This window comes from Flavobacterium lacustre, from assembly GCF_027474525.2.
Taxonomy (GTDB): Bacteria; Bacteroidota; Bacteroidia; order Flavobacteriales; family Flavobacteriaceae; genus Flavobacterium; species Flavobacterium lacustre.
In genome coordinates, this window is record NZ_CP114882.2 from 2340148 (window position 1) to 2359659 (window position 19512).

The window sequence follows — 19512 nt, forward strand, 5'->3', positions numbered from 1 at the left end:
GAAAGTTTTTTATGAGCTGTAAATTATATAAACTGCTTGGCAATTTTTTCGGCTTTTTTGCTTGCCGAATAATCGTAGAAACCTTCACCAGATTTTACTCCCATTTTGCCAGCTCGGACCATGTTTACTAATAAAGGACAAGGTGCATATTTTGGGTTTTTGAATCCATCATACATCACGTTTAGAATTGCCAAACAAACGTCTAATCCAATAAAATCAGCTAGTTGTAAAGGTCCCATAGGGTGTCCCATTCCCAGTTTCATTACGGTATCAATTTCATAAACGCCAGCTACTTTGTTGTATAATGTTTCTATGGCTTCATTAATCATAGGCATCAAAATTCTATTGGCTACAAAACCTGGATAATCATTAACTTCAACAGGCGTTTTTCCTAATTTTTCGGAAAGATTCATGATGATTTGAGTCACTTCGTCACTCGTGTTGTATCCGCGAATGATTTCAACTAATTTCATAATTGGTACCGGATTCATAAAATGCATTCCAATCACTCGTTCCGGATGCGCTACAACCGCTCCAATTTGGGTAATAGAAATAGAAGAAGTATTGGTAGCTAAAATAGTATTGTGTGAGCAAGCTTCATTTAATTGTCTGAAAATATTCAGTTTCAATTCTACATTTTCGGTTGCTGCTTCAACGACCAAATCAGCACCAACAACACCATCTTTAATGTCAGTGTAAGTGATAATATTAGTAATTGTTTTTACAACATCGTCTTGAGTAATGGTTCCTTTGGCCAACATTCGATCCAAATTTGCAGCAATAGTTGCCATTCCTTTGTCTAATGATTTTTCGGAAACATCAATTAATTTTACGGTGAAACCACTTTGGGCAAACGTATGAGCAATCCCGTTACCCATTGTTCCTGCACCGATTACGGCTATTGTTTTCATTTGTGTTTTTGTTTAAAGTTAAAAAAGTTTAAAGTTTAAAGTTCCCTAATGCAACTTTAAACCTTAAACTTTGAACCAAATTTTAAATTTATTTTTTGAAACAATCAATAATTTGATAAGCAACTTTTAAAGCATCAGTTGCTTGATCTAAAGTAACAACTGGAGTTGTATCGTTATTGATAGCGTCTGCAAAGGATTCTAATTCATCCAAAATAGCATTGTTTTGTTCTACATTTGGATTCGAAAAGTAGATTTGTTTTTTAACGCCTTCTGCATTTTGCAAAATCATATCAAAATCTCCGGGAACTTCCGGCGCATCTTTCATTTTTACAACTTCACATTTCTTTTCGAGAAAATCAACGGAGATATAGGCATCTTTTTGAAAGAATCTGGATTTGCGCATGTTCTTCATCGAAATTCTGCTGGCCGTTAAATTAGCGACACAACCGTTTTCGAATTCGATTCGGGCATTTGCGATATCAGGAGTTTCACTGATAACCGAAACACCACTGGCATTTATATTTTTAACTTTAGATTTTACGACACTCAAAATAGCATCAATATCGTGAATCATCAAATCGAGCACCACAGGAACATCGGTTCCACGCGGATTGAACTCTGCTAAACGATGTGCTTCAATAAACATGGGGTTTTCAATCATGTTTTTGGTAGCAATAAAAGCAGGATTGAATCGTTCGACATGACCCACTTGTCCTTTTATATGATATTCTTTTGCCAAAGCGATAATTTCTTCGGCTTCTTCAACAGTGGTTGAAATAGGTTTTTCAATAAATACGTGTTTCCCGGATTTGATGGAAACTTTCGCACATTTGTAATGAGAAAGAGTAGGGGTAACAATATCTATAACGTCAACAGCATGAATTAATTTGGCAATAGTATCAAATTGTTTGTAACCAAATTCAGCAGCAATTTTAGCCCCGTTTTCTAGATTTTCATCATAAAATCCAACTAATTCATATTTTTCAGATTGTTGCAATAAGCGCAAATGTATTTTTCCTAGGTGGCCGGCACCTAATACTCCAATTTTCAGCATAATGATGTAATTTCTACAAAAATAGCAATAAATTGATTAAATAATTATCGATATGGAACAATTATTTATCCAATTTTAATTTTAAAATTCAGTATTTAAAATTAGAATTTGTTTTCTATTTTTACCAAAATAAAACATCAAAATTTTGAAAGACACAGCCAAACATCAAGGACTTCGGAATCAATTAGTAAGCGTTTTGCAACAAAAAGGAATTACCGATACAACTGTTTTGGATGCGATAAAAAAAATCCCCCGTCACTTGTTTCTCAATTCCAGTTTTGAAGATTATGCCTATCAGGACAAAGCATTTCCTATTGGTGCCGGCCAAACGATTTCACAACCTTACACGGTTGCATTTCAATCTCAATTATTAGAAGTAAAAAAGGAACATAAAATATTAGAAATTGGAACAGGTTCCGGTTATCAAACGGCTGTTTTGTGTACTATGGGAGCCAAAGTGTATAGTGTAGAACGCCAGAATGAACTGTTCAAAAAAACATCGGTATTGTTTCCGAAACTAGGAATTCGTCCCAAACATCTTTCTTTTGGTGACGGCTACAAAGGTTTACCGAGTTACGCTCCTTTTGACAGTATTATTGTTACTGCCGGAGCTCCAATTATTCCTCAGCCGTTGATGGCACAATTAAAAATAGGAGGAAGGTTGGTAATTCCTTTAGGTGAAGATGTTCAAATTATGACTTTATTAATTCGTAAAAACGAAACTCAATTCGAGAAACACGAGTTTGGAGAGTTTCGTTTTGTTCCTTTATTAGAAGATAAAAATTAAACTAAAACCCGCTGCTGTATTGGGTTTTTATTGACTAATAATACTGATGTAATGTTGTAAACTTTCTTTTTCTGTTTGAGCAATAAATAGTATAAAATCTTCTTTATTGTTTTTTATTTGAGCTGTTTCTAAAGCTTTATAATATTTGGTTTGGGTGTCATAATCTCCTTTGATATTAGCAATAACATAACCATTTTGTAATAAAATCAAGTTCATTATCAAGCGGGATGTTCTGCCGTTGCCATCAATGAAAGGCTGAATGGAAGCAATACGTTCGTGCATTTCGGCAGCTAAAATGACCGGATGTACTTTGTTTTTATTGATTTCATACCAAACAAAAAAATCTTCCATTTCTTTGGGAACTAAGTTTGGTTCTGGAGGCACATGAGTACTTTCGTTTATCAGCACCTGGATTTTTCTATAGCGTCCGGCATCTTGCGGAATGATTCCTCTCAAAATCAAATTGTGAATAGTCAACAGATCACGTTCATTTAAAATACTATTTTTTTGCACAAAATCTTTGATAAAAGCAATGGCTTCTTGGTGATTAATCGCTTCCAGATGTTCACGCATGCTTTTTCCGGAAATGGTGAGTCCTTCGTTGATAACCAAATCAGTTTCGTCAAGTGTCATCGTATTTCCTTCTATTCTATTACTTTCAAAAGTATATTCTAATGCTAAAACTTTATTAGTTTTTAAAGCATCAACCTTTTTGTAGGTTTCCAGTTTTGATTTTAAGGAGTCAATTTCATTCAGGATTTTTTGTAAGGACGACGAAATCTTTTTACTTGAAATAGAATTGTTGTATTTAATTTCTTGTTCGGCAACCATCAGTGCTTTTAAGGCAAATTCTTCTTGACCAATTTCGTAAAGGATTTTTTCTTTTAGCCAAATTACCATTAGTGTTTCAAAATCAATTTCTAATAAGGAAGCCAGTTTTATAATTTGATCTTTGGTTGGTTTTCGGGTGCCACTTTCAAACTTACTGATTAAGGCTTGATCAATCCCAAGTTTTTGTGCTACTTCTCGGGTTTTCAAACCTTTTTTTTCTCTTGCATTTTTGAGGAGTACTTTCATTTAAGAAGGAGTAAAGATTGTCTTGACAAACTTAGTCATTTTTTTTAAACTAAAAAAAAACAACACTTTAATAGGTATTGTTTTTTTGAATTTATTCCGCTAAAAAATTTTTAATAAATCATCTAAGAATTTTAGAAAGCAAAAACTATTTTTTGGGAAGTGAACCGTCTTTTCTCATTTCATTAATGACGGTTTCCATGATTGCATCTACTGTTTCACCCACATTAGTAATATGAGCGGATTTAGTGGTTCCTGTCCAAATTAATTTATTTCGTTTCAATGAAAAGATATTCGTCTCTACCAGATAAAAAGTAGTTTCCTGAAAGTATCCCGGATCATAAAAATGAGGGGAATACATGCCGTACCAATTGCTAAAACCGTATCCATACATTCCGCCATACATGCCTCCCATACCTCCATAATAAAGGGAAGTATTGGTTCCAGGAACATAATGGGTTTCTTTTTCGATGCTTACTAAACGCATGGTGACCACACCATCGAAATTTTCGCTGTTAAGAATTTTTAGTTTTTGTTCCTTGGTAAGGTCTAAGTTGGTTCCGTTTAGATAGTTGTAGGAAGTTTTGAATATAGGATTCCGTAATGCGATTCTGGTTTCTATAATTTTTCGGGTAGTTTCGTCTTTAACGAAAGCGACAACTAATACTTTTTTAAATTGCTCTTTTGCAATGGTGGTTTCCGGATCTCTCCAACTTTTTACAATTGAAGTAGTACTTCCGCAACTCAAAATGAAAATACAGGATAATAAAAGAAAGAACTGTTTCATAACTTTAATTTATTAAGTTTATTAAGTAATAAAATTAACAAATAAATCAATGATATATTGATTGTTCCCCTTAAATAATGAGTACTAAAATGATTTTTTAATTCGGTCTAAATCACGTTTTGTATCTTGTTCCTTAAGCGATTCTCTTTTATCGTAGGTTTTCTTTCCTTTACAAAGGCCAATTTGAAGTTTAGCCATTCCTTTTTCGTTCGTGAATAATTTTAAAGGAATTATAGTTAGTCCTTTTGCCTGCACACTTCGGGCTAAACTTTTTAATTCTCTTTTATTCAGCAAAAGCTTTCTTTCGCTTCTGGCTTTATGGTTGAATTGGTTCCCAAAAGTATATTCTTCGATGTAAGTATTGATGGCAAAAAGTTCATTATTGCTGAACTCGCAAAAGCTTTCTGTAATGTTTGCTTTTCCTAACCGAATTGATTTTATTTCGGTTCCGGCCAAAACAATTCCTGCAGTGAAAGTTTCAATTATTTCATAATCGAATCGGGCTCTTTTATTGAGTATGTTGACTGTTTTTAGCATAGATTGACAAATGTATAATAAAAAAGAAAAAATGTAAAGGATTAATCAGGAATAAGACGAAATAATTTGAAAACATGATTTATATCAGTTTCTATTGAAAAGGAAGCACTTAGTTTTGTTTAATAATTTAAAACCAAACCCAGTATGAAAAAAGTAATTTTTGCCTTTTTGGCAGTGTCATTTTTGACATTAAATGCTCAAACCAAAGAAGAGAATAAAACACAGGATTTTAAAAAATGGCAGGCTCGTTTAAGAGGAATTGCAGTGATTCCTTATGAGAGTGCAAAAATTGGAGTTATTGGCGGAGACGTAGCAATTTCTAATACTTTTGTTCCAGAATTAGATTTTACTTATTTCTTTACAGAACATTTTGCTGCTGAGTTAATTTTAGGAACTACAAAACATGATGTAAATACAGTAGGGTCTAATATCTCTGCAATTGGAGGCCCTACAAATTACAATGTTGATTTAGGAAGTGTTTATTTATTACCTCCAACATTAACGGCTCAATATCATTTTTCACCTTTTGCCGAAAAAGTATTCAAGCCATATGTAGGAGCAGGGGTTAATTATACGATTTTTTATAATGTAGATGAAGGTTCAACTGTAAAAAATATTTCTTACAAAAATAATGTAGGCTATGCTTTTCAAGTTGGATTTGATTTGATGTTGAATGAAAAATTCTTCATCAATGTTGATGCTAAAAAGTTATTCTTAAAAACAGATGTAACTGTTGATGCTTCAAATTTAGCACCGGGATTAAGTATTCCTGCAGATGTAACCATCAATCCATTAGTATTAGGAATGGGTGTAGGAATGAAATTCTAGATTTAGTTAATTTCAAATTAGAAAAAAGTCATTATCCATAACATAATGACTTTTTTTATGCCATTTTTTTAGGTATTTAAAGGGCTGGTAAACTAAATTCGAATTAATTTAGAATTTACTGTTTGATGATTTAGTATCTTTGCAAAATGGAAAATTTAAAATCAAAAGACCCGCTTCACGGAATCACGCTGCAAAAAATCGTTGAATATTTAGCGGATTATTACGGATTTGATACCTTGGGCGAATTGATTAAAATTAAATGTTTTAATGAAAATCCAAGTGTGAAATCCAGTTTGACCTTTCTAAGAAAAACAGATTGGGCCAGAAAAAAAGTCGAAGAATTGTACCTCAATACGATTACAAAGAATAGAAATTAAATCAATTTAAGCGATACGAAATCATAACGCCACCTCTGTAAGGCAACCATTCTCCGCTTTTATTGTAATCTTTAGCTTTATCGTATCGTTCGCCAGTACTGATGTAATACCCTTTGTAAAAGCCTTGTTGATTTCCGCCACCCAAAAAGCAATCTAACCCAAATTTATCGTTAATCTTGGTTTGATATCCAATGGTTGCTCCCATAACATATCCAAATCCTTTTTCGTATTTACCTGTATTCAAATAGTTCCATTTTTGAAAATTGAACAGCGTCGCACCAAGGTGAGCACCAACATAAAAACCATTGTATTTTTCATGAAAATGATACCTGTATTCAGGAATAAAAGTGTAAAACTGTCTTGGATTTCCTTTGATTGATTTCCATGGTGAAGCTAAAATATCAAATTGAAAGGTTGATTTTTTACCAATACTCGTTTCAATACCTACATTTGGAATCGTCAATAAAGTTGTAAATGCATTTACTTTTAGATTAGTTTGGCTTTGTATTTGAACCGAAAAAACAAGAATAAAGAGGACGAAAATCTTTTTCATAAAATGGGGGAATAAATTGGACTGAAATTCTCAGCAAATATAGAGATATAGAACATATGAAATAGGTTCTTTTTCAGTTCCGTAACTTTTTAATAATCTCATTTATTTAAAAGGGAATAAATAACACTATCTAAAAAACGACCTTCAAAAAATTCATTTTCTTTCAGATGTGCTTCTTTTACAAATCCATTTTTCTCTAAAACTTTTGCGGAAGCATTATTTTCAGGATCAATAACAGCTTCAATCGAATGCAGTTGCATCCCTTTAAAACCATATTTGACAACTTCTTTTACAGCCTCAGAAATTATGCCTTTTCCACTAAATTCAGGAAGCAGCATATAGCCAATTTCTGCTCGATAATGTTCTGGTTTAATTCTGTAATGTCCAATAACACCAATTAGTTTTGGATTTCCTTTTTGAGTAATCGCCCAATTGATGCCTTCGTTATTTTCTATTTTAGCATCCATCATTGCAATATGTTCAAGCGCATCTTCAATAGTTTTTACCAAAGGTCTTGGTATATATTTCATCGTTTCTGGATTCGAACGCAACGCAATTATTTCGTTTACATCTTTTACATCGACTCTTCTTAAAAATAAACGTTCGGTTTCAAGATTTGGAAAAGGAGAAAAATTAATGGCTAGCATATTATTTTTTTTAGCGTATTAAAGAATTTCAATACTGAATTTAGCTTGAAAAGTCTGGTCTTTGTCTAAAACCTGAATGCCTTCTTTTTCAAATAAATTACCCGAGTTTTCATTTGTGTCTGAATATCCAAACCATGGCTCAATGCATAAAAAAGGCGCATTCATTTTGGTCCAAATCCCTAAACTTGGAAAATCTTCGAAATGAATGGTTAATACAGGATTTGAATCCTCTAAAATGGTCAATGCATTCGATTGTAATTTTTTGAAAATTAAGGCATCATTTTCAAACAAATCATATGTCAACGGAATTTGCTTCTGTTTCGGTTGAATGGTTGCCGTCTTGTTCGAAATTAAATCATTTTCTAAAAGATAATATTCTAAAGGCTCTTCTTTTTCGAATGCAATTGAATAATTTTCGAAATTTCCCGCTAAAGCAAAAGCCGGGTGAGCTCCGATAGAAAAAGGCATTTTTGATTTTCCGGTATTAATTACTTTGTATTCAATGTCTAAATTTGAATTATGCAGTGTGTAAATTAATTGCAATTCAAATTCAAAAGGATATTTTTTTAAAGTTTCCATTGAAGATTTTATGGAGAAAGTGGCACTGTTTTCTTTTTTTTCAATTAACTCAAATGTCATATCTCTGGCAAAACCGTGTCGGGAAAGATGATATTGGGTTCCTTCATATAAAAACGAATTGTTTTTTAGAGTTCCCACAATTGGAAACAAAACCGGAGAATGTTTTCCCCAAAAATCTGGATTTCCTTCCCAAATGTATTCTTTATTATTGTTGCTTTTCAAAGAGATTAATTCCGCACCAAAAGGATTAATTTCAGCCGATAGATTCGAGTTTTTAATAGTTGTAGTCAAAATAGGTTCCGGTTAATTTTAAAAATCATTTATAGCGTAAATATATTTGATAATTTTCAATAAAAGCGGAGATTACTTCAAATTTTGTTGTCTTAAGATTTTCTCAATTTTTATAGAAATAGTTTAAAATCCTCTTTTTTTTCATTTATTTGTGAAATAAACAAAATATAATGAAAAACACCCGTTTCACAGTCATTTTACACTTGACTTTATTAGTAGCAATTTCGTCTGTTTGGGCGCAAGAAACACCTTTAAACCCAGCAAACAACTCTGTTTCAAAGTATGATTATCATGATGCTTTTGCGCCATTTTTTTATACCAAAAATGGAACAAATACCCGTTCAGCCAGCGGACAGCCCGGAGCTGAATATTGGCAAAACAGAGCCGATTATCAATTGACGGCTAAATTGAATGAAAAAAGCAACGAAATTTCAGGAACCGGAATTATAACCTATACCAACAATAGTCCGGATAAAATGAATTTTGTTTGGATGAATTTAGATCAAAATTTATTCAAATCAGATTCCCGCGGAAATGCACTTGTTCCTCTTACCGGTAGCCGAAATGGTGCGCAAGGTCAAGTTTTTGATGGCGGACACAAAATAAAATCGGTAAAAGTGATTTCAGTAACTAAAGGAAAATCTACTGAAACGGAAGCAAAATTCACGATTAGTGACACCAGAATGCAGGTTTTTCTTCCGCAAGAATTAAAATCTAAAGGTGGTAGTGTAAAAATTAAAATTGACTTTTCATTTATTGCTCCTTTTGAAGGATCGGATAGAATGGGAGTTTTGGAAACTAAAAACGGCAAAATTTTTACCATTGCCCAGTGGTATCCTCGCATGTGTGTGTATGATGATGTAAGAGGTTGGAATGTGAATCCGTACTTGGGTGCTTCGGAATTTTATCTGGAATATGGCGATTTTGAGGTGAGCATTACAGCGCCTTCAAATCATATTGTAGTTTGTTCCGGTGAATTGACAAATCCTGCTGCAGTGTACAGTATTGAAGAGCAAAAGCGTTTAGCTCAGGCAAAACTAAGTGATAAAACAGTTTTAATTCGTTCTGCGGATGAAGTGAACAGCCTTTCAAAATCAGTTTCCGGGGCTACAAAAACTTGGAATTATAAAATAAAAAATGCCCGCGATATTTCTTGGGCTTCTTCTGCAGCTTTTATTTTAGATGCTGCCAAAATCAATTTACCAAGTGGGAAAAAATCATTGGCAATTTCGGTTTATCCTATCGAAAGTGCCGGTAATGATGCTTGGGGACGTTCTACAGAATATACAAAAGCATCGATAGAAAATTATTCGAAAAGATGGTTAGAATATCCTTATCCGGCCGCGACAAACGTAGCAGGGAATGAAGGTGGAATGGAATATCCAGGAATTGTTTTTTGTGGTTGGGAGTCAAAAGGGGAAGATTTGTGGGGTGTTACCGATCATGAATTTGGACACATTTGGTTTCCAATGATTGTGGGTTCAAACGAGCGTTTATTTGCTTGGATGGATGAAGGTTTTAATACTTTTATCAATTCATTGAGTTCGGTTGATTTTAATAATGGTGAGTACAAAGCAAAACCATCCGATTTGCACGAGCAAGCGGATTATTTTACAAATCCAGAAAATGAGACTATAATGAGTTCTCCGGATAATATGAAGGAAGCTAATATTGGTCTTTTATGTTATGCTAAACCAAGTTCAGGATTGGTCATGTTGAGAGAACAGGTTTTAGGACCAGAACGTTTTGATTTGGCTTTGAGAACTTATATAGAACGTTGGGCTTACAAACATCCACAACCGGATGATTTTTTCAGAACCATTGAAAATGTTGCAGGAGAAGATTTAAGTTGGTTTTGGAGAGGTTGGTTTCAATACAATTGGCGTTTAGACCAAGGAATTAATTCGATAAAATATGTCAAAAATGATCCTAAACTAGGTGCTGTAATTTCGATTGAAAACTTTGATAAAATGGCCATGCCAATAATTTTAGACGTGAAAACGAAAAGCGGAAAAATTACTCGCATAAAATTGCCGGTTGAAATTTGGCAGCGAAATATAGATTGGTCTTTCAAACACAATTCTACAGAAGAAATTGAAAGCATCACAATTGACCCTGATCATGTGTTTCCGGATTATAATGAAAGTAACAACACTTGGTCTGCTGACAAAGGGTTAATCGAAAAAGATATTATTCTTGATGGGTATTTAGGAATATATTCTACAAAAATGGCACCTGTAAAAATTACTTTTTCTGAGAAAAATGGTGTTCTCAATGCTTTGATAACTAATTATCCAGGTTTTTCGGTGGAATCAATTGGAAAAAATACTTTTGAATCGAAATTGGCAGGACTTAAATTTGAATTTAACGATAGTTTAAACGGATTTGATATGGTTTTACCTGATGGTAAAAAGATACCGTTTACAAAAGATAAATAGTAATTGTATTTCATAAAAAAAAAGACTTGTAGTACTATGCTACAAGTCTTTTTTTTTATGGATTTTATTTTTTAGTTCTGCGTCTATTCCGGAATTTGTTGACTTAAGCAGTGTAAAGTTCCAAAACCCCAAATAAAATCTACAGCACTAATTCCGATAATTTCTCTATTTGGAAAACAATCTGCCAAAATATTTAAAGCAATTCTGTCGTTACTGTCGTTGAAAGTAGGAACCAAAACGCAAGTGTTCAAAATCAGGAAATTTGCATAACTGGCCGGTAATCGTAATCCATCAAAATCCAATCGTTTGGGCATAGGCAATTGAACTATTTTTGGTGATTTTCCGTTTTCTAATTTTGCATTTTGTAAACGTTTTAAATTGTCCTGTAAAGGTTTGTAATTGCTGTCATTTGAATCTGATTCTACAATGGTCACAATCGTATCTTCATTTACAAATCGACATAAATCATCAATATGTCCGTGTGTGTCGTCACCTTCAATACCATCGCCTAACCAAATTACATTGGTAATCCCAAGATATTCTTTGAAAACCGCTTCGTAATCGGCTTTAGTGAAATTTGGATTTCGTACCTGAATATCTGGATGCATCAAACATTCTTCGGAAGTTAATAAAGTCCCGCAGCCGTTTGTATCAATAGCGCCACCTTCAACAATCACAGGTTTTCCTTTATATAGTACAGATGTGACAGGGATATTTAGAAATTCGCCCACTTTTGCAGGAACAAACTTGTCTAATTGAATGTTTTTATATTTTGCCCAACCATTAAAATTAAAATTCAAGGCTTCTCTTTGGTTTCCGTTTTTTACGATTATCGGACCAGAATCACGCATCCAACTTCTGTTAGTTTTGTGTATAATATAAGAAACATTTGCTAATGCAACATGAGCGGTCTCCAGCATGGTGTTGACTTTCTCTTTTTGGTTTTCATCGGCAACAACCAAAAAAACTTGTTCAAAAGTGGCTACCTTTTTGATAAATTCAACAAAAGCCCATTGTACGGCTTCGTATTTTCCGGGCCAGTCTTTGCCGTTGTGCGGAAAACAAAGTAAAATACCTTGTTGTTTTTCCCATTCAGCAGGAAATCTTCTATTAGATGTGCTCATAAATTAGTTCTAAATATAAAGGATGCAAATATAATCAATCATTAGATTCAAAGCCATACTAGAATGGTTCAATTATTTTAGAATTGAGTTTTTAAATTTAGTACGAATAGTTTTAGTAAAGATTACATAATATAGGCTTAATTGACACTTAAGTCTCACTAATTATTTTTGGTAAAATTTAAAATTAAAATTATGATAAAGTATGGTTTAACATTATTTACGGCTGTTATGGTATTGTCAAGCTGTGAAAATGAAAATTCTCAAGTAAATTCAGAAAATGTAATTAATGAAAACGCAGCCACTTTCAAAGAGATTGGTACTATCACTATTGGTGCAACTGGAGCTGCTGAGATAAGCGCTTATGATGAAGTGAGCAAAAAATTATTTACAGTTAATAATAGTGGTACTAATAAAATTGATGTTATTGATTTATCAAATCCGTCTACTCCGGTTCTTCTGGCTAGTATAGATTTAGTAACATATAATGGAGCCGCAAATAGTGTTGCTACTTATAATGGAAAATTAGCGGTTGCGATGGAATCTACTGTAAGCAAACAGGATTCAGGGAAAGTTTTGGTTTTTGATACCACTACTTATAGTTTAATAAAACAAATTACCGTAGGTGCTTTGCCGGATATGATCACTTTTTCTGCTGATGGGAAATTTATTTTAACGGCAAACGAAGGAGAACCAAATGATGATTATTCAAAAGATCCTGACGGAACTGTATCTATAATTGAAGTTAGCAACAATTATGCGGTTACGACTTTAGATTTCAGCAGTTTTAGCAGTCAATTGAGTACGCTTAAAGCAAATGGGTTTAGAATTGCAAGTCCAACAAATAATTTCGCCTCAGATATTGAGCCGGAATACATAACTATTTCATCTGATTCTAAAACGGCTTGGGTAACTTTGCAGGAAAATAATGGTGTAGCTAAAATTGATTTGACGACTAAAAAAATCACAAATGTTTTTCCATTAGGGTTTAAAGATTATAATCTTACCGAAAACATAATGGATATTAGCGATAAAGATGCTGGGTTTTTGCCTAATCCTTGGAAAGCAAAAGGGATGTTTCAACCTGATGCAATCAGCAATTTTGAAGTAAATGGCACAACTTATTTTGTTACAGCCAATGAAGGTGATGCAAGAGAATACAGTGCTTTTGTTGATGTAAAAAGAATTAATGATGTTTCGGTTATTCTTGACCCAACGATTTTCCCCAATGCTGCAACACTAAAAGTTGATACTAACATGGGAAGATTGAATATTAATACTAAAATGGGCGATACAGATGGAGATGGTGATTTTGACGAATTAGTTTCTTTTGGAGCACGATCATTTTCAATTTGGAATGGAAGTACAGGGAAAATAGTATTTGACAGCAAAAATGATTTAGATAAAAGAGCACAAGATTTAGGCGTTTATGATGATAAACGTAGTGATGACAAATCGGTAGAGCCAGAATCGGTTGTTGTTGTGAAAATGGGAACTAAAAATATACTGTTTGTAGGTTTAGAAAGAGCCGATGCATTACTGGTTTATGATGTGACTAATCCAGTTTCTCCAGTGTTTTTACAAAGTTTAAAAACCGGAGATGCTCCCGAAGGATTACTTTTTATTCCTGCTGAAAAGAGTCCTACCAAAAGAAGTTTGGTTGTTGTAAGTAGTGAAGGAGATGGTTCTGTTAAAATATTTCAACCGGATTTGAATTAATATTCCTTATTTAAATATAAAAAGCCTGTTAAGTTAATACTCAACAGGCTTTTTTATTGGTTGCAAGAACGGTTTAATCAATAGCTCTTTTTGTAATATCGCCAAAAGCATCAATTCTTCTGTCTCTGAAAAACGGCCAGTTCTGACGTACATTTTCCTGTAAATCTAAATCAACTTCGGCAATCAAAATTTCTTCTTTGTCATGTGAGGCTTGCGCCAAAATTTCTCCTTGTGGTCCCGCAATAAACGAAGATCCCCAAAACTGAATTCCAGCTGTATCCGGCAAGTATTGCTCTAAACCAATTCTATTTGCTGCCGCAACATATACACCATTGGCAACCGCATGACCTTTCATCACATTCATCCAAGCGCCATGTTGGTTTTCTCCGTATTGTTCTTTTTCTAATGGATGCCAACCGATTGCTGTTGGGTAAAACAACACATCAGCACCTTGCAAAGCCGTTAATCGGGCTGCTTCTGGATACCATTGATCCCAACAAATCAGGGTTCCTATTTTTCCTTTATTGGTAGGAAAGGCTTTAAAACCTAAATCACCTGGCGTGAAATAGAATTTTTCATAAAAATGAGGATCGTCCGGAATATGCATTTTGCGGTACAATCCAGCTTCGGAACCATCAGTATTTATAATGTAAGCGCTATTATGGTAAATTCCGGCCATTCTTTTTTCGAAAAAAGGAACGATGATTACTACTCCTAATTCTTTTGCCAAAGCGCTGAAAGCAATAAAAGAAGTGCTGTATAATGGCTCTGCCAAGGCAAAATTATCAACATCTTCGCTTTGACAGAAATAATGACTGCTGTATAATTCGGGTAACGAAATGACTTCGGCTCCTTGATTTGCAGCATCACGAACCCAACTTAAACATTTTTTTAGGTTGTTTTCGGCAACATCATTGAGATTCAATTGAATAACGGCTATTTTGTATTTCTTGTTTGGCATAAGGCAAAAATTTAGAGTGCAAAAATAGGTATTTTTATAAAGAATAGGGATAATGCGAATTGGATTTTTTATGAATTACTGTTCAGGAGAAGTATTTTCAGAACTTGAGATTTTGAATTATACACCATTTTATTTAATGACAAACCTCCATTAAAAGAAAAAGAGCGGTGCTGATTTCTTTTTAATGGAGGTAAGTGAATTAGCATTTAATGCTGGCGTACCTTAATAGTACTGCAGGATTATCTGAAGTATGAAAAAGTTTCTTCGTTTTCTATCTTCAATAGTGTTTCATAAATAAGTTTGATCACGTTTTCTACATCATCGCGATGAACCATTTCTACAGTGGTGTGCATATAGCGCAAAGGAAGCGAGATCAAAGCCGAAGCTACACCGCCATTGCTATAAGCAAAAGCATCGGTATCTGTTCCGGTAACACGGGAAGAAGCTAATCGTTGAAACGGAATTTCTTTTTCCATTGCGGTATTCAAAATTAGTTCTCTCAAGTTATTTTGCACTGCTGGCGCATAAGTCACCACGGGACCTTTACCTATTTTAGTTTCTCCTTCAATTTTCTTATCAATCATGGGAGTTGTGGAGTCGTGGCATACATCTGTAATAATAGCAACATTTGGTTTGATGGTTTGCGTGATCATTTCAGCACCTCGCAAGCCTACTTCTTCTTGAACAGAATTGGTGATATAGAGTCCAAAAGGCAGTTTTATATTGTTTTCGTGAAGCAAACGAGCTACTTCGGCAATCATAAATCCTCCCATACGATTGTCTATGGCGCGACAAACAAATTTATTGTCGTTCAGAATCATAAATTCATCAGGATAGGTAATGACACATCCTACGTGAACGCCCAATTTTTCTACCTGATCTTTTGTCTCGCAGCCTAAATCTATAAAAATGTTACTTGTTTTAGGGTTTTCTTCTTTGTCTCTATTGCGGGTATGAATCGCCGGCCAACCAAAAACACCTTTTACAATTCCTTTCTTGGTATGAATGTTAACGCGTTTAGAAGGTGCAATCTGATGGTCTGATCCTCCATTTCTAATTACATAAATCAATCCGTCATCAGTAATGTAGTTCACATACCAAGCAATTTCGTCGGCATGACCTTCAATAACAACCTTATAAGGAGCCTCTGGATTAATTACCCCAACTGCAGTTCCATAAGTATCCGTGATAAAAGTATCAACATAAGGTTTCATATAATCCATCCATAGTTTTTGACCTTCAGCTTCAAAACCAGTTGGTGATGCATTATTAAGGTAGTTTTCTAAAAACGTAAGGGAAGTCTCTTTTAATATTGATGCTGTGCTCATAAAATTATTTTTTTGCTAAATTATAAATTTGGCATTACAGTTGTATATATAATGTATAATTTTGGCAATTAAATTTTTCAATATGAAGATCATTAAACTTCTCTTATTCTTGTTTTTTATTTCTATATCGGTTAATGCACAAGTAACTCAAAAGGATACTATCAAAATGGGATATGTCCTGACCGAAAATGATACCATACTTAATGACACAATTTTATTGCCTGAAATTATAATTCACAAGGAGAAACTCGATCCTGAAGGCAAAAAGCAATTTTTGATTCTTCAAAACAGAGTCTATAAAACCTATCCTTATGCAAAACTAGCTTCCGAAAGACTGGCATCCTTAAATAGAGGGATGTCAAATCTTAAAACAAGCAAAGAGAAAAAGAAGTATTTCAAAATAGTAGAAGACTACCTTAGTAATGAATTTGAAGCTAAACTCAAAAAACTATCCCGCAAGCAAGGACAAATACTGGTAAAGTTGATTCATCGTCAAACAGGAACTACAACTTATGAACTAGTAAGCACACTAAAAAGTGGATGGAAAGCCTTCTGGTCTAATGCCACAGCACGAATGTTTGATATCAATTTGAAAACTAAATACGCACCATACGAAGTAAACGAAGACTTTTTAATAGAAACAATCTTGGTTAGAGCATTTGAATCGGGTCGTTTGCAAAATCAAAAACCGGCCACAGCAGTAGATTATGACGCATTAATGGATTCTTGGCAATCCAAGAGCGACGCATTAAAAAAATAAATGCAATCATGGCGTTTCCTTATATATAAATAGGAGTGTTTCAAAAAAGAAACACTCCTATTTATATATAAGGTCGGGCTATTCGCTACAAGTCCTCGTCAAGTTGCGTTTCACTCCACTTGTCTGTGGGCTTTTCACTACTATCCCTAACGCATATAGCAATAGCCATTATCTTTAAATAACCCAAGATAATGGTTATTGTAACAGAAAGATTGAAGTTTTTAGCCTAACATTCATTTAAAGTAGGGTACTGTTTAAAAAAAGACAAAAAACTTTAGGTCTCAAAAAACTTCATATCAAGTAGTTAAACAAAAAGTTAAGAAAACATCAAAAAAAAGGATTAAAAATGTTTGTAAAAGCGGATAAAGGTGTTACTTTTGCACCCGCAACAGCGCATAGGTTCATTAATAAGTTGACAAGTAAAAGGAATAAAACTAGAAGATTTATTTTCTAAAAAAGATTCAAAAAAGCTTGTAGAATTAGAAAAGAGGTTGTAGTTTTGCACCCCGTAAACGGGCTAAGTTCATTGAGAGACTGATAAGGGAAAGAGGAGAAAAGGGGATTAAAATAATCTCAAAAAAACTTCAAAATTTTCTTGCCAGTTAAAAAGATAATTTATACTTTTGCACCCGCTTCGAGAAACACGCTAAGTGAATTGAGAAGGGAAAAATAAGATAAGACACGTTCCTAGACATATTGAATTGACAGCCGTTTTGAAAGAGATTTCAAAACAAATAAAATAAGAGTAATAGAATCGATAGATTTGAAAAAACCACTAGAATTTGAGTCGAATAAATAAAGAGAGAAGATTTATCTAATCTCAAACAATATACGATGAAGAGTTTGATCCTGGCTCAGGATGAACGCTAGCGGCAGGCTTAACACATGCAAGTCGAGGGGTATAGTTCTTCGGAACTAGAGACCGGCGCACGGGTGCGTAACGCGTATGCAATCTACCTTTTACAGAGGGATAGCCCAGAGAAATTTGGATTAATACCTCATAGTATAATGAGTTGGCATCAACACATTATTAAAGTCACAACGGTAAAAGATGAGCATGCGTCCCATTAGCTTGTTGGTAAGGTAACGGCTTACCAAGGCAACGATGGGTAGGGGTCCTGAGAGGGAGATCCCCCACACTGGTACTGAGACACGGACCAGACTCCTACGGGAGGCAGCAGTGAGGAATATTGGACAATGGGCGCAAGCCTGATCCAGCCATGCCGCGTGCAGGATGACGGTCCTATGGATTGTAAACTGCTTTTGTACAGGAAGAAACACTGGTTCGTGAACCAGCTTGACGGTACTGTAAGAATAAGGATCGGCTAACTCCGTGCCAGCAGCCGCGGTAATACGGAGGATCCAAGCGTTATCCGGAATCATTGGGTTTAAAGGGTCCGTAGGCGGTCAGATAAGTCAGTGGTGAAAGCCCATCGCTCAACGGTGGAACGGCCATTGATACTGTCTGACTTGAATTATTAGGAAGTAACTAGAATATGTAGTGTAGCGGTGAAATGCTTAGAGATTACATGGAATACCAATTGCGAAGGCAGGTTACTACTAATGGATTGACGCTGATGGACGAAAGCGTGGGTAGCGAACAGGATTAGATACCCTGGTAGTCCACGCCGTAAACGATGGATACTAGCTGTTGGGGGCAACTTCAGTGGCTAAGCGAAAGTGATAAGTATCCCACCTGGGGAGTACGTTCGCAAGAATGAAACTCAAAGGAATTGACGGGGGCCCGCACAAGCGGTGGAGCATGTGGTTTAATTCGATGATACGCGAGGAACCTTACCAAGGCTTAAATGTAGATTGACCGGTTTGGAAACAGATCTTTCGCAAGACAATTTACAAGGTGCTGCATGGTTGTCGTCAGCTCGTGCCGTGAGGTGTCAGGTTAAGTCCTATAACGAGCGCAACCCCTGTTGTTAGTTGCCAGCGAGTCATGTCGGGAACTCTAACGAGACTGCCAGTGCAAACTGAGAGGAAGGTGGGGATGACGTCAAATCATCACGGCCCTTACGCCTTGGGCTACACACGTGCTACAATGGCCGGTACAGAGAGCAGCCACTGGGTGACCAGGAGCGAATCTACAAAACCGGTCACAGTTCGGATCGGAGTCTGCAACTCGACTCCGTGAAGCTGGAATCGCTAGTAATCGGATATCAGCCATGATCCGGTGAATACGTTCCCGGGCCTTGTACACACCGCCCGTCAAGCCATGGAAGCTGGGGGTGCCTGAAGTCGGTGACCGCAAGGAGCTGCCTAGGGTAAAACTGGTAACTAGGGCTAAGTCGTAACAAGGTAGCCGTACCGGAAGGTGCGGCTGGAACACCTCCTTTCTAGAGCTTTAGTGTTAGCTTAATGCACGCTAAAGAAAGAAGACGAAAAGACTATTGGAAACAAAAAAGGACATTATATTACTCTTGCTGTTAGTTCAAATAATACACGTTAGAGACGTTGCAAAGCAGCGGCTTTATTTTTAAGAAAAGAGTGTCTCGTAGCTCAGCTGGTTAGAGTACTACACTGATAATGTAGGGGTCGACAGTTCGAGTCTGTCCGAGACAACTATTTTAGACTTAAAAAAAGGAAATTTTAGAAGTATGAGTATGAATTACTGTAATTCAAAATTCAACATTCATAATTTAAAATTAGAAATGGGGGATTAGCTCAGCTGGCTAGAGCGCCTGCCTTGCACGCAGGAGGTCAACGGTTCGACTCCGTTATTCTCCACAATATGCTGAAATAAATTCAGCA

General features: G+C 35.2%; 17 protein-coding genes, 2 tRNA genes and 1 rRNA gene. 9 read left to right on the top strand and 11 right to left on the bottom strand.

Annotated features, from left to right (window positions below; translation table 11 throughout):
* Positions 1–23: 23 nt before the first annotated feature.
* Together O6P34_RS10150 and O6P34_RS10155 are read right to left on the bottom strand one after the other, a co-directional pair.
* Positions 24–911 carry a 3-hydroxyacyl-CoA dehydrogenase family protein gene (locus tag O6P34_RS10150; RefSeq protein WP_269684398.1) on the bottom strand — a complete coding sequence of 296 codons (888 nt, stop codon included), beginning with the start codon at positions 909–911 and terminating at the stop codon, positions 24–26.
* An 88-nt stretch (positions 912–999) separates the two neighbouring features.
* Positions 1000–1965, bottom strand: a complete 966-nt coding sequence (locus tag O6P34_RS10155) for a Gfo/Idh/MocA family protein (protein WP_269684399.1) — start codon at positions 1963–1965, stop codon at positions 1000–1002.
* A 145-nt stretch (positions 1966–2110) separates the two neighbouring features.
* Between O6P34_RS10155 and O6P34_RS10160 the strand changes: the two genes are divergently transcribed.
* Entirely contained in the window at positions 2111–2752 is a 642-nt protein-coding gene (locus tag O6P34_RS10160; protein ID WP_269684400.1) for a protein-L-isoaspartate(D-aspartate) O-methyltransferase, read from the top strand.
* Between the two features lie 27 nt (positions 2753–2779).
* Here the strand turns inward: O6P34_RS10160 and O6P34_RS10165 are convergent, their stop codons facing one another.
* The 3 genes from O6P34_RS10165 to smpB all read right to left on the bottom strand — a co-directional run bounded on the left by O6P34_RS10165 (position 2780) and on the right by smpB (position 5150).
* Positions 2780–3829, bottom strand: coding sequence for a Fic family protein (locus O6P34_RS10165; protein WP_269684401.1), 1050 nt, complete (start codon positions 3827–3829; stop codon positions 2780–2782).
* 145 nt (positions 3830–3974) lie between these two features.
* Positions 3975–4613, bottom strand: a complete 639-nt coding sequence (locus O6P34_RS10170; protein WP_269684402.1) for a hypothetical protein — start codon at positions 4611–4613, stop codon at positions 3975–3977.
* Positions 4614–4697: 84 nt separating this feature from the next.
* The gene (smpB, locus tag O6P34_RS10175; RefSeq protein WP_269684403.1) at positions 4698–5150 is read right to left on the bottom strand and encodes an SsrA-binding protein SmpB; all 453 of its coding nucleotides are present in this window, start codon (positions 5148–5150) and stop codon (positions 4698–4700) included.
* Positions 5151–5294: 144 nt separating this feature from the next.
* Between smpB and O6P34_RS10180 the strand changes: the two genes are divergently transcribed.
* Positions 5295–5978: an OmpW/AlkL family protein gene (locus tag O6P34_RS10180; RefSeq protein WP_269684404.1), complete on the top strand. Its 684-nt coding sequence runs from the start codon at positions 5295–5297 to the stop codon at positions 5976–5978.
* Positions 5979–6124: 146 nt separating this feature from the next.
* Positions 6125–6355 (top strand): VF530 family protein, encoded by a 231-nt coding sequence (locus O6P34_RS10185; RefSeq protein WP_269684405.1) that lies wholly within the window; start codon positions 6125–6127, stop codon positions 6353–6355.
* Between the two features lies 1 nt (position 6356).
* On the opposite strand, the gene O6P34_RS10190 is transcribed toward O6P34_RS10185, so the two are convergent.
* The 3 genes from O6P34_RS10190 to O6P34_RS10200 all read right to left on the bottom strand — a co-directional run bounded on the left by O6P34_RS10190 (position 6357) and on the right by O6P34_RS10200 (position 8425).
* Entirely contained in the window at positions 6357–6908 is a 552-nt protein-coding gene (locus tag O6P34_RS10190) for a DUF3575 domain-containing protein (protein ID WP_269684406.1), read from the bottom strand.
* Positions 6909–7006: 98 nt separating this feature from the next.
* The gene (locus O6P34_RS10195; protein WP_269684407.1) at positions 7007–7555 is read right to left on the bottom strand and encodes a GNAT family N-acetyltransferase; all 549 of its coding nucleotides are present in this window, start codon (positions 7553–7555) and stop codon (positions 7007–7009) included.
* 18 nt (positions 7556–7573) lie between these two features.
* The gene (locus O6P34_RS10200) at positions 7574–8425 is read right to left on the bottom strand and encodes an aldose 1-epimerase family protein (RefSeq protein ID WP_269684408.1); all 852 of its coding nucleotides are present in this window, start codon (positions 8423–8425) and stop codon (positions 7574–7576) included.
* 170 nt (positions 8426–8595) lie between these two features.
* On the opposite strand from O6P34_RS10200, the gene O6P34_RS10205 reads away from it, so the two are divergent.
* Positions 8596–10863, top strand: a complete 2268-nt coding sequence (locus O6P34_RS10205; protein WP_269684409.1) for a M1 family metallopeptidase — start codon at positions 8596–8598, stop codon at positions 10861–10863.
* 83 nt (positions 10864–10946) lie between these two features.
* Here O6P34_RS10205 and O6P34_RS10210 read toward each other — a convergent pair whose 3' ends face one another.
* Complete coding sequence (locus O6P34_RS10210; protein WP_269684410.1) at positions 10947–11987, bottom strand: agmatine deiminase family protein; 1041 nt, start codon at positions 11985–11987, stop codon at positions 10947–10949.
* A 192-nt stretch (positions 11988–12179) separates the two neighbouring features.
* On the opposite strand from O6P34_RS10210, the gene O6P34_RS10215 reads away from it, so the two are divergent.
* Positions 12180–13703 carry a choice-of-anchor I family protein gene (locus tag O6P34_RS10215; protein WP_269684411.1) on the top strand — a complete coding sequence of 508 codons (1524 nt, stop codon included), beginning with the start codon at positions 12180–12182 and terminating at the stop codon, positions 13701–13703.
* A gap of 73 nt (positions 13704–13776) precedes the next feature.
* On the opposite strand, the gene O6P34_RS10220 is transcribed toward O6P34_RS10215, so the two are convergent.
* Positions 13777–14664 carry a carbon-nitrogen hydrolase gene (locus O6P34_RS10220; protein ID WP_269684412.1) on the bottom strand — a complete coding sequence of 296 codons (888 nt, stop codon included), beginning with the start codon at positions 14662–14664 and terminating at the stop codon, positions 13777–13779.
* A gap of 239 nt (positions 14665–14903) precedes the next feature.
* The gene (locus O6P34_RS10225) at positions 14904–15992 is read right to left on the bottom strand and encodes a M42 family metallopeptidase (RefSeq protein ID WP_269684413.1); all 1089 of its coding nucleotides are present in this window, start codon (positions 15990–15992) and stop codon (positions 14904–14906) included.
* Between the two features lie 82 nt (positions 15993–16074).
* Here O6P34_RS10225 and O6P34_RS10230 point away from each other — a divergent pair, with 82 nt between their 5' ends.
* The 4 genes from O6P34_RS10230 to O6P34_RS10245 all read left to right on the top strand — a co-directional run bounded on the left by O6P34_RS10230 (position 16075) and on the right by O6P34_RS10245 (position 19488).
* Entirely contained in the window at positions 16075–16752 is a 678-nt protein-coding gene (locus tag O6P34_RS10230; protein ID WP_269684414.1) for a DUF4294 domain-containing protein, read from the top strand.
* Positions 16753–17583: 831 nt separating this feature from the next.
* Positions 17584–19097 (top strand): 16S ribosomal RNA (locus tag O6P34_RS10235).
* Between the two features lie 152 nt (positions 19098–19249).
* Positions 19250–19323: transfer RNA gene (locus O6P34_RS10240), tRNA-Ile, on the top strand.
* 91 nt (positions 19324–19414) lie between these two features.
* Positions 19415–19488: transfer RNA gene (locus tag O6P34_RS10245), tRNA-Ala, on the top strand.
* Positions 19489–19512: the final 24 nt, after the last annotated feature.